The organism is Flavobacterium denitrificans DSM 15936 (assembly GCF_000425445.1).
GTDB classification, from domain to species: Bacteria; Bacteroidota; Bacteroidia; order Flavobacteriales; family Flavobacteriaceae; genus Flavobacterium; species Flavobacterium denitrificans.
In genome coordinates, this window is the sequence record NZ_AUDL01000008.1 from 293,008 (window position 1) to 306,880 (window position 13,873).

A 13,873-nucleotide genomic window follows, 5' to 3' on the forward strand; every position below is an offset into this window, starting at 1 on the left:
TAAGCCACTAAGTTTTTTAAATCTGAAATCTAAAATCATTTTTTTGCCTACTTTTGCAGTATGGAAGAGAATTTAAAACGTCTGAATAAATTTATTGGAGAAACTGGTTATTGTTCTCGTCGTGAAGCTGACAAGCTAATCGAAGAAGGACGCGTAACTCTAAACGGCGCTGTTGCAGAAATGGGGACTAAAGTTTCATCAAATGATGAAATACGCATAGACGGAAAGTTAATCGTGGAAAAACACGAAAAAATGGTGTATTTGGCATTCAACAAACCTGTTGGAATTGAGTGTACAACTAACTTAGAAGTTCGAAATAATATTGTAGATTACATTAATTATCCTAAACGAATTTTCCCGATTGGAAGATTGGATAAAGCCAGCGAAGGCTTGATTTTTATGACCAATGATGGCGATATTGTAAATAAGATTTTGCGTGCAAGAAACAACCACGAAAAAGAATACACGGTTACAGTAAACAAACCTATAACGGAGCGCTTTATTCAAAGAATGGGAAATGGAGTTCCGATTTTGGATACTGTTACCAAAAAGTGTAAAGTGGAGCAAATCAGCAAATACACTTTTAAAATCATTTTGACACAAGGTTTAAATCGTCAAATTAGAAGAATGTCTGAATATTTGGGTTATGAAGTTACGGCGTTAAAACGTATCCGAATTATCAATATTTCATTAGACGTTCCGGTTGGACGTTACCGCGATTTGACTGATGATGAAATAAAGGAATTAAATCAATTGATTGAACCTTCGAGCAAAACAGAAGAAGCAAGTTTGCCAAAAGTCGAAGCTCCTGCTCCAACTCGTAGAAAGGCTTTTATTTCAAAACACGATCCAAGATTTAAGAAACGAGGAGACAATTAAAATACAATTCGATAAAAAATCCGAACTGCAAACAGTTCGGATTTTTTATTTTTTACTTTTTCTCAGTTAAAAAATCGTAATACAATGCCTTAGACAAAAAACTTGAATTTTGATAAAAATCGATCAACTCTTCTCGTTGCATTTCGGTTTTGCCTCCTTCTAAATGATATGTTTGAAAATAAGCTCTACGTACATCATCATTAAAATTCAAACCACTTAAAAATTGTGGCGTTACTCCTTTGTTTACAGAAATATTATAATTGGTAATGATATTTCCCCAATTTACATAACTGCAAATAAGAACTGTTCCGTAGAAATACCAAACCATTTGATTGACTAAATAAGCGTTTGTTTTTTGTTTTGAAATTTTCAAAAAAGTGTAAACCAAACCTATAACTGCTAAAATCAAAAACGCATACACGCCTAAACGTTTATATGTTAATCCAAAAAATGAAACGTATTCTGAGTTTTTAATAATCGTACTTACAATCAAAATTCCGTTTAGAAAAATCCAAATTTTAGCCAATGTTTTAAGAAGCGTTGCCTTTTTATCAAAATTGAATCCGCCTTTGAAATAAAACATAATTACCCCTACCGCCATAAGAATTGAAAAAATAACAGCATTTACTCTTTCATGTGTATCAGCACTCAGTTTAGAAGCCTGCGCTGTCACTACTTCAAAAAATTGTTCGTAATTATACGTTGCGATAAAAACCAAAAGCATCAAATTCAATAATGCTAAAGTGATTACGCCACTTTTTCTTTCGAAATCCAAATCCAAAAATGAAAATGTATTTTGATTTTTTACTTCGTCAATGCTTTTAAATTCATTATCCAGAAGTTCATTTTTTTCATAACAAACTTCAGGAACCCAATAATTCCAAAAACTGAATGATATATAAAACCCAGCGATACTTAACAGTAAAAACTGTGGCACATCAATATCTAATTGATAATCTGTAAAAAGAGAAGAAAAATGTTGGCTCCCGAAAGAATAGACAACGAAAAACAATCCTAGAAAAACAGCTGGAATTAAAACAAAAGCGACCAACTTTTTAGCAAAATCATTATGAATTTGCTTTTCTGGAAGCCATTGTTTGAAAATCCAAATACGGCCAAAAGAAGCTATTCCGTTTAAGATTACCAACGGAAAAATCTGAATCATTTTTAGTTTGTTATCCTGCGTTTTGAATTGCAAAAACAAAATAGAAATTGCCATTGCAAAAAATGAAGCTGCATCACCATACCATCCAAACGCCAAACACGACAAAACCGAAGTTACAACTAACAACAAATGAGTCCTTTCAGTTAATTTATCTTGAAAGAAATAACAAATAAAACCTGTTAGCACAAGTCCAAAAATAGACCAGTTAAGTCCTGGATCTTCTCTATAAAAAAGCAGTAAAAAAATAAAACTGCAAACAAAAATAATGTGGTGTTTTTTCATGGTTATTAAATTAAAAGTACTTTGTATTTCAAAGTTATTAGACAAAAAAATATAATTATTAAGATTTCATTAATTTTTCAAGGTAAGAAAGATGTTCTTTAAAAGCTGCTCGTCCTAAAGCTGTTACTTGATAAGATGTCCTAGGCTTTTTGCCCACAAATTCCTTTTTAACTTCAATATATTCTGATTTTTCAAGCGCTGATGCATGACTCGCTAAATTACCATCGGTGATATTCAAAAGGGTTTTCATCTCGGTAAAATCTACCCAGTCGTTAACCATCAGAACGGACATAATACCCAATCTGACACGGCTTTCAAAATCTTTATTTAGTTTATCAATAATTCCCATTGGGTTATTTGTATTTTTTGAACGCCACTAATCCGTATATAATATGCAGAATTCCAAATCCTATGATCCAAAATATCAAACCATATCCTATATAAAAAAGTGAAATACCTCCTAAAATAAGCTCTAAATAGCCTAAGTATTTAATATCTGAAAATGTATATTTTTCTGCATTTACAACTGCAAGTCCGTAAAAAATTAAAGTTGTTGGCGCTACTAAACCAAAATATCCATGATAAATCAATGCCAAACAAAATATGCCTCCTGCAACAAGAGGTATAGCCAAATTAATCAACATATTTTTTGTTGCTGATGTCCAAATTGGCAAATCGTATTTTTTGCTTTTCCTGATAGTGAAAAAGGCCCCAAATACAATAGCGCATACTAAAATTACAATTCCAGTGAAAAACAAATGTGAAACCAAATTACCAGTCAACAAAATATGCTCATCAGTAAAATAGTCAATTCCATTTATTTTAAATAATTGGTACACATACAATCCGCCAATTAAAGCCGAAAGTCCTGCAAAGACTCCCGAAAGTCCGCTTAATGATATAAATCGTGAAGAACGCTCCATCATGGAACGAATATGTGCTAAATCTTCTTGGTGTTTTTGATTCATAATAAAAGTACTTTGCAGTACAAAGTTATTCTTTATTTTGAAATGGCAATAAAAAAAGACCACTTTTTTTTAAAAGTGGCCTTTAACATAATTCATTTATTTACAAAGGCTTAATTCTTCTTTGTTTCAAAACTTTTAAATTTATACAACAACGAGAACATTACATAACGTTTTAAAACGGTGTTTTCTGAATCCACAACAGATGTTGGCGTTATGGTTCTTGACGTACTTTGGTTTTGATTTAGCAAGTCATAAACTTTTACTTTGAAAGTAAATTTCTCGTCAGCAAATTTGTATGACAAACTGGTATTCCACAAATAAAAATCTTTTTTATAAGGTCCTGAAATATTCGAATTATAAGTATACCCAAAATCATTACCAAAAACCCATTTTTTAGGCCACATAGTTGTAGCCTCAATATTAAACCTATGTACAGTATTTGTAGTTGAGCTTAAAGAAATATTACTGTATCGTGTATCATAATAAGTAAAACTATAAGACGGTTTAACACTTAGTAATTCTCCGTAGTCATATGATAATCTAATATTTGGAGAAAGTCTAACTCCTTTTGCCGTATATTCCTGTGCATTAGTAAAACCTTTATCAAAATTATAGTTACCATATGCACCTAATCGTAGTCCATAAGTATTCGCATCCTTCTTAATACTTTTACTCCATTCTGCTCCTAATTGCACATTGTATGTTCCATATACATTATCGAAAGTTGAAATTTGTTTTCCTGAACTATTATAGGCAGAAGCTCCTACAATCTGGCTATCATAAAAAGACGAATTTAAATAAACAAAATATCCCGAACGCGTTTGGAAATCATAATCAGCAAAAGTAGAATAAACAAAATTAGTAGTTGTAGGTTTCAAATCAGGGTTTCCTGTTTTTACTACCAACGGATTGTCCAGATTCGCAACGGCCAAAAGCTGATAATCTTTTGGAAGCGTGAATGTTCGCTCATAGATTATGAAAAAACTCTTAGATTTTGTGAACGAATACCTTAATTGGGCTGAACCTTCAGGAAGAACATAATTTTTATTCAAATTAGTTGTTTCCTGTAAATAAAGAGCGTGATTTTCAGTTTTTACAAAAGCCGTTCCTGTTATTAGCGAAAAGTTTAATTTCTTTTTGGTAATTCTAAATCCAGCACCAGGGCTTACTTGAAAATTATTAGAAGAACTATAATTGCTCAGAGCATCATTAAAAACATTATAATCAGTGTCTGCATCATTGCGATCGAATGTTTTTTTATCATCCAGATTTTTTTCTAGCTCGCTGTATACCCTAAAATTAAGGCTTAGTGAATCGGTTACAGGTTCCGTAAAATTAACAGATCCTGAGTATTTATCTTTATTTGTTTTTTGAAGAACATTTTGGTTACGCAAATCATTCGGACTTGTTCCCTCGGTAAAAATCGTTGCAGAATTTATCCTTGTATCCGAATCACTTCTTGTGTTTTCATTTCTGAAATCACTTGTAAAAGACCTTCCTTTTCTTTTTGAATTTGCAAAAAACGAGATATTATTTCGGAAAGTGCTGTTATCTGTTTCATTTGTGTTGTACGCACTACTCGTATTAACTAGCTCATCTTTTTCGTTCCAAGTTTTTTTATCGAAATTATCTGCTGTTTTAGTTACTCCAGTTTCAAGGTAAGGCGTAAAAATAATTTTTGCAGAAGGCGTAATGTTATATTCAAAATTCAAATCGGCATTGTGTTTACTAAAATCGCGTTCGTTTTTTGAAGTCGATTTAGCCAATAAAGATCCCGTTGGAAGCAAAGTAAGTTCTGAAGATCTATTGGTATTATCTGAGTTTGAATTGGTAAAATAATAATTGAAATTAGATTTTGCTCCTTTGAACCATTCGTCAGCATAATTCACACCAATCATATCCGATTTAATAATTCCTACTCCTCGCCCAATTACTGGGCCACGCGAACCAGCATTTCTTCCGCCTCCCATATTATCAAAAACCTCATCCATAGAAAAACCAGTTGCATTGATATTGTTAGCAGAAGCCAAAAAGCTGATTCGCCTTTTATCTTTAAAATAACTCATCAAAGCACTGCTTTCATAGCGTTCAGAACTTCCATAACCTCCGAGAACTTTTCCAAAAAAACCTTTATTTTTCTCTTTATCAATCGTTAAATTGATAGAGGCATTGTTGGATGTTGCTGCTTGTTTTGTAAATTCCTGCTCTTTAGTTTTAGTGTCCGAAACCTGTATTTTTTTAATAATATCAGCCGGAAGATTTTGAAGTGCTACTTTTCCATCTTCACCAAAAAAGGGTTTTCCGTTAACCAATATCTGATTGACTTCTTTACCATTTACCATTATTTTTTTGTCCTCATCAATTGTAACTCCAGGCAATTGTTTTAGCAAAGCCTCCACATTAGCATCTGGCCGTAATTTAACGGATGAAGCGTTATATTCTACAGTATCTTTTTTTACTCGAATAGGCGCTTCATTTTTTATGACAACTTCACTCAGTATGATTTCTTCCTTAACAAGTTTTATTGCACCTAAATCAGTATTTTGATTTAATTTTTCAATAACCTTGGAAAAGTCTTTATAACCTTCTCCTGAAACCTTCAATACAATATTTTGTGATACTGATTTTGTCTCTAATTTGAACAAACCATTTTTATCAGAAAGTGTATAAGCAACTACTGAAGAATCTTTAGGATGGAGTAGATAGATCGTGACCGCTTCGATGGCGGCATCCTTTTCGGTAGTAATTTTACCGCTGAGGGTAACTTTTTTTTGTGCAAAAGATGAAAAGCAACACATAAAAGGCACGATGAAACCTATCGCTTTTATATTGCTTTTTAATGCAAAACATCTATTTGAAAGAACTGAAATAAGAGAAAAAAATGTGGTGAATTGTAAAGTTTTAACCATAAATAACTAATGTAATTGTTTTAAAAATTTAAATTATTGCATTTTATTAAGGCCAAACTTACTTTTTAAAAGACCAAATAAATAACAACAAAACGTTAAAAATAGAACGATAAAATCAAACAAATTGTTAATTTTTTAGCGATAAAAACATTACCAATTATTATTCCAGATAAAAAACAACATAACCTTTTAACAAACAAATGATTATATGTTATGCGTTAATTTTCTTATGTACAATTATATTACCAATTTCGGATTATGAAAAAAGCTATCGAATTCGCTTAATTATAAAATCTCATCAAACTCTAATTTTAGTCCAAAAAAAAAAGCCCTAAACTTTCGTTTAAGGCTTTATGAAAATATTAAAAAGTAATTTTATTTATTTCTTGCGCTTCGCATTTTACGAGCTAAAAGCGTATTTTTAAGCAACATTGCAATTGTCATTGGTCCTACTCCACCAGGAACCGGCGTAATAAATGATGCTTTTTTGCTTACGCCGTCAAAATCAACGTCTCCTTTGATGACATATCCTTTTGGGTTTGAGGCATCATCTACACGTGTAATTCCAACGTCAATAACGGTTACGCCTTCTTTCACCATATCTGCTTTTAAGAATTCTGGCACTCCTAAAGCAGTAATGATGATATCGGCATTTTTTGTGAATTCTGCCAAATCTTTAGTTCGGCTGTGCGTTAAAGTAACTGTAGAATCACCCGGATTTCCTTTACGGCTCATCAAAATACTCATTGGACGTCCAACAATATGGCTTCTTCCAATAACTACTGTATGTTTTCCTGATGTTTCTACTTTGTAACGCTCTAACAATTCCATAATTCCGAATGGTGTTGCTGGAATAAAACTTTCCATTTCAAGCGCCATTCGGCCAAAGTTCGTTGGGTGAAAACCATCAACGTCTTTGTCTGGATCTATTGCTAATAAAATTTTTTGTTCGTCAATGTGTTTTGGCAAAGGCAACTGAACAATATATCCGTCAAGGTTATCATCTTCATTCAATTCTTTAATTTTTGCTAAAAGCTCATCTTCTGTAATTGTTTCTGGTAAAGAAACTAAAGTTGAATCGAAACCAATTTCCTGGCATGACTTTACTTTACTTCCCACGTAAGTTAAACTTGCTCCGTTGTTACCCACTAAAACTGCTGCTAAATGAGGCACTTTCCCTCCTGCTGCTTTAATAGATTGAACTTCGGCTGCAATTTCGTTTTTAATGTCGTTAGATGTTTTTTTACCGTCTAGTAGTTGCATTGTTGTTGTTTCAGGTTTAAAGTTTCATGTTTCACGTTATTTGCGAAACTTAATATTTATTGAATCGAAAAAGTTTCAAATTTCAGTTTCTAACTTGAAACCTGAAACTTGAAACTTTTATTTTTTATCTCGGCATTCCTCCTGGCATTCCTTTCATGCCTCCCATCATTTTCATCAGATTTTTTCCGCCAGGACCTTGCATCATCTTCATCATTTTGCTCATTTGGTCAAACTGCTTCATTAACTGATTTACTTGCTCGACTTTAGTTCCCGAACCTTTTGCGATTCTGGCTTTTCTTTTTACGTCGATAATGGCAGGTTTGCTTCTTTCTCCTGGCGTCATCGAATAAATGATTGCTTCGATATGTTTGAAAGCATCATCTTCGATTTCTACATCTTTCATGGCTTTTGAAGCACCCGGTATCATTCCAACCAAGTCTTTCATATTACCCATTTTCTTTACTTGCTGAATCTGCGTTAAGAAATCATCAAAACCAAATTCGTTTTTAGCAATTTTCTTTTGAAGTTTTCTAGCTTCTTCTTCGTCAAATTGTTCTTGAGCTCTTTCAACAAGCGACACAACGTCTCCCATTCCTAAGATACGCTCTGCCATACGTTCTGGATAGAAAACATCAATTGCTTCCATTTTTTCTCCAGTACCAACAAATTTAATTGGTTTGTTTACAATCGATTTGATTGAAAGTGCAGCACCACCACGAGTATCACCATCTAATTTTGTTAAAATAACTCCATCAAAATTCAAGATATCGTTGAAAGCTTTTGCTGTGTTTACAGCATCTTGTCCTGTCATAGAGTCGACAACGAACAATGTTTCTTGAGGCTGAATTGCTTTGTGAACACGAGCAATTTCGTCCATCATTTCCTGATCTACTGCAAGACGTCCGGCTGTATCGACAATTACGACATTGAAACCGTTTGCTTTTGCATGTTTGATTGCATTTTGAGCAATTTCAACAGGATTTTTATTTTCTGGCTCTGAGTAAACCTCAACACCTATTTGATCTCCAACAACATGAAGCTGATTGATCGCCGCAGGACGGTAAATATCACACGCTACAAGAAGTGGTTTTTTATTTTTCTTAGTCTTTAAAAAGTTGGCTAATTTTCCTGAGAAAGTAGTTTTACCAGAACCTTGAAGTCCTGACATCAAAATAACAGTTGGATTTCCTGATAAGTTTACACCAGCAACATCTCCACCCATTAATTCTGTCAACTCATCTTTTACCAGTTTTACTAATAATTGTCCTGGTTGTAAGGTTGTAAGTACGTCCTGACCAATTGCTTTGTCTTTTACTCTAGCTGTAAAATCTTTAGCAATTTTAAAGTTAACATCGGCATCAAGTAATGCACGACGCACTTCTTTTAAAGTATCGGCAACGTTTACTTCTGTAATTTTACCGTGTCCTTTTAATATATGGAACGCTTTATCTAACTTATCGCTTAAATTATCAAACATATTATTTTCTTTATTTGAAGTGCAAAGATAATCTAATTAGATATTTCAGGCAATTTTTATTTAAGTGGTTTTAACCGCAAAGAACGCGAAGTATTACGCAAAGAACGCTATGTCATTTTGCTCGCAAAGTCGCGAAGTCACAAAGAATAAAAAAACTTTGCGACTTCGCGACTTTGCGAGATTAATCCCTTCAGCTTAAAATTGGAAGTATATGAATGGTTGTGATCCCGCTACTGCTGTTGCGTATACAATCCAGTAAACGAATCCCAGAATTATTGCTTTTACCAAGATTGGCGTTTTATCGAAAACAGATTTCATTCCGTTTGTGAAAGTTTCTGGCAAGAAATGCCAAACGTAACCGAATAACATCAATCCGAATACGTTTTTATAACCGATTACAATTGTTTTCCAAAGTTCTGGCTCGAATGTTAATTGGCCAATATTATTAATTACCTGCAAAGCTGTTTCAAAATCTCTTGCGCGGAAAAAGATCCAGCAGAAAACCACAAAATGGAATGTAATTACGATTGAGAAAAATCTCCAAAGGAAATTTGGACTTTTATCTTTTTTGGAAGGGAAAATCTCCACAAAAATCTTATGAATTGCCAAAGCCAATCCGTGTAAAGCTCCCCAAACGATAAACTGTGCTCCTGCTCCGTGCCATAATCCGCCCAAAAGCATTGTGGTGAATAGATTCAGATTGGTCACTAAAGTTTGTTTCTTTTTGCTGGAAAGCAGAAAAGACAAACAAAAAAGCAATATCGAAACCGATGCAACAATTAGCGGAATTATACTGGTATTATAACTTGTAATTCCCCAAAGCAATAATCCGAAGAAAAATAAACTCGGGAATAAATATCCAGCGAAAGAACCTTCACGGTTTCCTCCCATCGAAATATACAAGAAATCTTTCAGCCAAGTTGAAAGCGAAATATGCCATCTTCTCCAAAAATCGGTAATTGAAGTTGATTTATATGGCGTTCTAAAATTGACTGGCAATTTGAATCCGAGCAATAACGCAATTCCGATTGCCATATCTGAATATCCAGAGAAATCACAATAAATTTGGATGGCATAACCATAAGAAGCCATTAAATTTTCGAAAGAAGTATAACTCAACGGCGTATCAAAAACACGATCAACAAAGTTTACGGAAATGTAATTCGAGATTACCGTTTTCTTAATCAATCCGCCAATAATCAAAAACAAAGCGTTGTTTACATCTTGTCTCGAAAGATTTAATTTTTGATAAATCTGCGGAAGAAAATCTTTTGCACGTACGATTGGCCCGGCAACTAACTGCGGGAAAAACGAAACGAAAAACAAATATTCGATGTAATTTTTTGTTGGTTTAATTTCCTCACGATAAATCTCAATAATATAACTCATCGACTGGAAGGTATAAAACGAAATTCCGACAGGAAGAAAAATATCATGAAGCTGATAATTGCCATGAAACATATCATTGAAAGTGACAATCATAAAGTTCATGTACTTGAAATAACCCAATAATCCCAAATTTAGAATTACACTTATAACAAGATAAATTTTCTTGGTACTGTCTTTTGTTGCTTTAAAGATAATTTGGCTTAAGCCATAATCAACAACTGAGGAAAGTAATAAAAGTAAAAAGTAAATTCCGCTTGACTTGTAATAAAAGAAAAGCGAGAAGAGAATAACATAGGTTAATCTCAAATAAAATGTTTTGCGTAAAAAAGCATACACAAAATAAAAAACCAGAAACAATCCTAAGAATAAACCGGTATTGAATAATAATTTTTCGTCTGGATTGTAAATAAACCAGCTTTTAACCTGTTCTGTTGTAATTGCACCAAAATTCTGGATGAACCAATCATTAATGCTATCTATTGTTGTCAACTTAATTCTTTAATTTAAAATTATCGTATGCTTTTAAAATTGCCTGCGCAAACAAGTTCCCTTGTTTTTCATATCCTTTTTTAGAATAATGAACCCAATCCGGACCAATTAATCCTTGAGTTTTTAATTTTCGGATTCCTTCCATTCCTCCAAATTCATCGTATAAATCCCAAACAGCAAAACCATCTTTTTCTGCTATTTGCAAAATTTCTTTTGTATAATCTCGAATATATGTATTTGGTTTTCTTCTTAGCAAAGATGGTGGCGGAGTCATCACAATTATCGGAACATTAATATTCTGTGCTTTTATATTGCTTATGAATTCTCTTAAATGTTTAATGTAACCTTCAACTTCTAAATGATCATAACTTTCATTTGTTCCAAGCGAAAAAACTAACAAATCAGGATGCACCGCTTTTAGTTGTTCAAAAAATAAAGGATATTTATTGTAATCCGAATATTTAGCTCCATTGACACCAATTCCACTGTAGAGTATTCCTGGCGCATCTTTTTCCAAGACAATTCCGTTTAACTCGTATTTTGAAGCTTCTTTATTCGGAATCAAATAAATTTTTTCCAAGGCTTTCTCTGAATTGTAATAATGGCAAAAAGAATCGGATTCCATGTTTAACGGAACAAATTCTGAGCTTTTAATCGTTTTTTGCTTTGTCTCGTTTGTTGGAATTTTCAATGTTCTTCCGGCGCGAATATTATTTGATTTCAAGCCGTTTGCTCTTTTTATATCGGCAACCGAAATATTGTATTTATCAGCAATTGTCGAAATTGCTTCTCCTTTTTTGATTTTATGTGTGATTACTTTTTTCTCTGTAGATTGAATCAGATTGATTTGAGATGAAGTCGCCAAATCAAACATATTTTGATTTTGAGGCGTAATAACTTTAATTGTATTAAATTTATAAGCCATGTCTTTGACACGCAACTCAACTGCAAAACCGCCATTATCTCTCCAAAGCCCAATTCCGCTCAAACCAACAGGAGCATTTTTCGCAGGAAGAATATTCCTGTAGCTTTCCCAACTTCTATTCGAATAAAAACGCTCATTATATGATCCGTTTGTTCTAGCTAATTGATACGGAAAAACCAATCCACGCCCTGCATTTCCAAATTGTTGTTGCAGTTTTTTCCTCACTTCATTGGTCATCAAATCACCTTGAATGTGAGAGTCTCCAATATGAACAATATTTATTTTCTGATTATTATTACTTTCATTTTCCTTCAATTTTTCAAAAAAATCCTTTAATGCTTTTGCATTATAAATTTGATCGTCAGAAACAGGATATACTACTATTGAATCGACTTTATGAATCATATTTTTTGTTATTGGAGGTGAATCTGTTTTTTGTGTCTTTTCATTCGTAGAGAAAAAAAGACAACAGAAAAAAATAATCAGTTTATTCATTTACGCTATCTTTTATCACAGAAGTTGAATCTGTTTTGGTTTTTCGAGCTGCTCTTTGCTGATTGGCAACAGCTTCACGTTTTTCACGCAATATTTTATACTCTTCGTAACCTTTATTTAATTGACCGTATAATAAATTTCCAATTGCTTTTGCACCGCGCTGATTAAAGTGTGTATAATCTTTATTAGCTTTTGCAGGAGTTTCATCAACCCATTTCACCATTGATCCGTCACCTCCCATTAAAGTGTACAAATTCACAAACCCTGATTCAGTATCCAAAGCATATCTTTTTTGCGCTTTCATCAAAGGCACCACAGCCGAATCAGTTTTCATTTCTAAATCATATTTAGTTGATTTATCGGCAGTTGAAACAATTAAAATTGAAACGCCAGGGAAAGATTCCTTTATTTTATTAACCGTTTTAGTCATTCCTCTTTCGTACCAGTTGTAATTTTTTGTTCCGTAGTTCAATACATTTGTTCCGTAATGCAAAATGATCAAATCGTATTTCAAGCTTTTATTAAAACCTTGCATTACATTGGCATTGAACATTGAGATAGGCAATCCCGAATTTCCTCTTTGCGAGAAATTATCAACATGAACACCGCTTCCGTTATCAAAATTGAAACCGTAAATTGGAATAGAATCTGCATTTACGAAATTCGCTTTAAAAGCTTTTAAATGTCCTGAACTTACTTTTAAAGTATTAATCAAATTATTTGGAGCCAAATTTTTCTTCAGAGTGTCTTTTCCAATAATGAAATTCACTTTTCCACTTCTAGATGCTCTTCCGTAAAACAAAGTCGGATTATTTAAAGTTGTTGAAAATTTATTCGTTCCCGCCTCGTATTGCACCCAAGTTGCGTTCGCTTTATCATTGGCAAAAAACACATGCCCGTTTACACCAAAAGGGCTTGATGGCTTTTTCACATTCAAATACGATTGTGTTTTCCAGTTTTTAGAATAAGTCGATTTTACCGATCCACGCGATGCCGCCGATTCTGAAGTTATCGGAACAAAACCGACACCGTTTCCACCAAAACGTTCTTGATAGTTCGTTCTTACATCCTGAACAATCAAATCGCCATCGGTCATTGAATCTCCGTAATACGCGATTCTGACATTCGATTCTGGATGTTTTTCTAATTGATATAATTTTTCATAGAACGAAATCAGATATTGGTATCCTTTATAATTATCAAAAGTTTCAGATGGGAATTCAATTCCTTCGACATTTTCATATACGATTTCTTCTTTTCCTTCCGCATCTTCAATTGCATCGAGGCTGTCGTTTGTACCTAATGAATCTTTTGCAACAGCTTCTAAAAGCAAACTGTCGATCAAAACATTTTTTGAATTCATTTTGCTTTCAGAAAAAATCTTGTCTGGCAAAATTTGCTTGAATCCAATAAAAGCGATTAATGCTAATGCAACAATAGCAAAAGACTGAAAAAAATATGATTTTGTATTCACTTGTAATTTTAAGTTTTGAAGGATGAATTACAAAAATTAATTATGCGAAATTTCTGCCAATTCTTTAAAAAAAAATCTGTGCAAAGATAAGATTAAACCTTAATTATTAATTGTTTTTGTCAACAAAGTAAAAAACAAAAAAGAGACCAGATAAATCT

10 protein-coding genes are annotated in these 13,873 nt (G+C 33.1%); 1 reads left to right on the forward strand and 9 read right to left on the reverse strand.

Going from position 1 to position 13,873, the window contains the following annotated elements; genetic code table 11:
• Positions 1 to 60: 60 nt before the first annotated feature.
• Positions 61 to 879: a 23S rRNA pseudouridine(2604) synthase RluF gene (rluF, locus tag H600_RS0104880; protein WP_026727742.1), complete on the forward strand. Its 819-nt coding sequence runs from the start codon at positions 61 to 63 to the stop codon at positions 877 to 879.
• 52 nt (positions 880 to 931) lie between these two features.
• Here the strand turns inward: rluF and H600_RS0104885 are convergent, their stop codons facing one another.
• From H600_RS0104885 to H600_RS0104925, 9 genes are all read right to left on the reverse strand, one after another.
• Positions 932 to 2,326, reverse strand: coding sequence for a DUF4153 domain-containing protein (locus tag H600_RS0104885; protein WP_026727743.1), 1,395 nt, complete (start codon positions 2,324 to 2,326; stop codon positions 932 to 934).
• A 58-nt stretch (positions 2,327 to 2,384) separates the two neighbouring features.
• Positions 2,385 to 2,675, reverse strand: a complete 291-nt coding sequence (locus tag H600_RS0104890) for a winged helix-turn-helix domain-containing protein (RefSeq protein ID WP_026727744.1) — start codon at positions 2,673 to 2,675, stop codon at positions 2,385 to 2,387.
• A gap of 4 nt (positions 2,676 to 2,679) precedes the next feature.
• Positions 2,680 to 3,294 carry a hypothetical protein gene (locus tag H600_RS0104895; protein ID WP_026727745.1) on the reverse strand — a complete coding sequence of 205 codons (615 nt, stop codon included), beginning with the start codon at positions 3,292 to 3,294 and terminating at the stop codon, positions 2,680 to 2,682.
• A 110-nt stretch (positions 3,295 to 3,404) separates the two neighbouring features.
• On the reverse strand, positions 3,405 to 6,203 hold the full coding sequence (locus H600_RS0104900; RefSeq protein WP_051234369.1) for an outer membrane beta-barrel protein: 2,799 nt from the start codon (positions 6,201 to 6,203) through the stop codon (positions 3,405 to 3,407).
• A 375-nt stretch (positions 6,204 to 6,578) separates the two neighbouring features.
• A complete protein-coding gene (locus H600_RS0104905; RefSeq protein ID WP_026727747.1) occupies positions 6,579 to 7,466 on the reverse strand; it encodes a bifunctional 5,10-methylenetetrahydrofolate dehydrogenase/5,10-methenyltetrahydrofolate cyclohydrolase in 888 nt (295 codons plus the stop codon).
• A 124-nt stretch (positions 7,467 to 7,590) separates the two neighbouring features.
• Entirely contained in the window at positions 7,591 to 8,943 is a 1,353-nt protein-coding gene (ffh, locus tag H600_RS0104910) for a signal recognition particle protein (protein ID WP_026727748.1), read from the reverse strand.
• A 195-nt stretch (positions 8,944 to 9,138) separates the two neighbouring features.
• Positions 9,139 to 10,821, reverse strand: coding sequence for an MBOAT family O-acyltransferase (locus H600_RS0104915; protein ID WP_051234370.1), 1,683 nt, complete (start codon positions 10,819 to 10,821; stop codon positions 9,139 to 9,141).
• A 1-nt stretch (position 10,822) separates the two neighbouring features.
• Positions 10,823 to 12,151: a GDSL-type esterase/lipase family protein gene (locus H600_RS0104920; protein WP_245176537.1), complete on the reverse strand. Its 1,329-nt coding sequence runs from the start codon at positions 12,149 to 12,151 to the stop codon at positions 10,823 to 10,825.
• An 82-nt stretch (positions 12,152 to 12,233) separates the two neighbouring features.
• Positions 12,234 to 13,715: an SGNH/GDSL hydrolase family protein gene (locus H600_RS0104925; protein ID WP_026727751.1), complete on the reverse strand. Its 1,482-nt coding sequence runs from the start codon at positions 13,713 to 13,715 to the stop codon at positions 12,234 to 12,236.
• Positions 13,716 to 13,873 lie beyond the last annotated feature (158 nt).

What these genes read in the sequence shown, in the direction of transcription:
- rluF (WP_026727742.1), top strand. Translation starts at nt 61, where the DNA reads ATGGAAGAGAATTTAAAACGTCTGAATAAATTTATTGGAGAAACTGGT.
- H600_RS0104885 (WP_026727743.1), bottom strand. Translation starts at nt 2,326, where the DNA reads ATGAAAAAACACCACATTATTTTTGTTTGCAGTTTTATTTTTTTACTG.
- H600_RS0104890 (WP_026727744.1), bottom strand. Translation starts at nt 2,675, where the DNA reads ATGGGAATTATTGATAAACTAAATAAAGATTTTGAAAGCCGTGTCAGA.
- H600_RS0104895 (WP_026727745.1), bottom strand. Translation starts at nt 3,294, where the DNA reads ATGAATCAAAAACACCAAGAAGATTTAGCACATATTCGTTCCATGATG.
- H600_RS0104900 (WP_051234369.1), bottom strand. Translation starts at nt 6,203, where the DNA reads ATGGTTAAAACTTTACAATTCACCACATTTTTTTCTCTTATTTCAGTT.
- H600_RS0104905 (WP_026727747.1), bottom strand. Translation starts at nt 7,466, where the DNA reads ATGCAACTACTAGACGGTAAAAAAACATCTAACGACATTAAAAACGAA.
- ffh (WP_026727748.1), bottom strand. Translation starts at nt 8,943, where the DNA reads ATGTTTGATAATTTAAGCGATAAGTTAGATAAAGCGTTCCATATATTA.
- H600_RS0104920 (WP_245176537.1), bottom strand. Translation starts at nt 12,151, where the DNA reads ATGATTCATAAAGTCGATTCAATAGTAGTATATCCTGTTTCTGACGAT.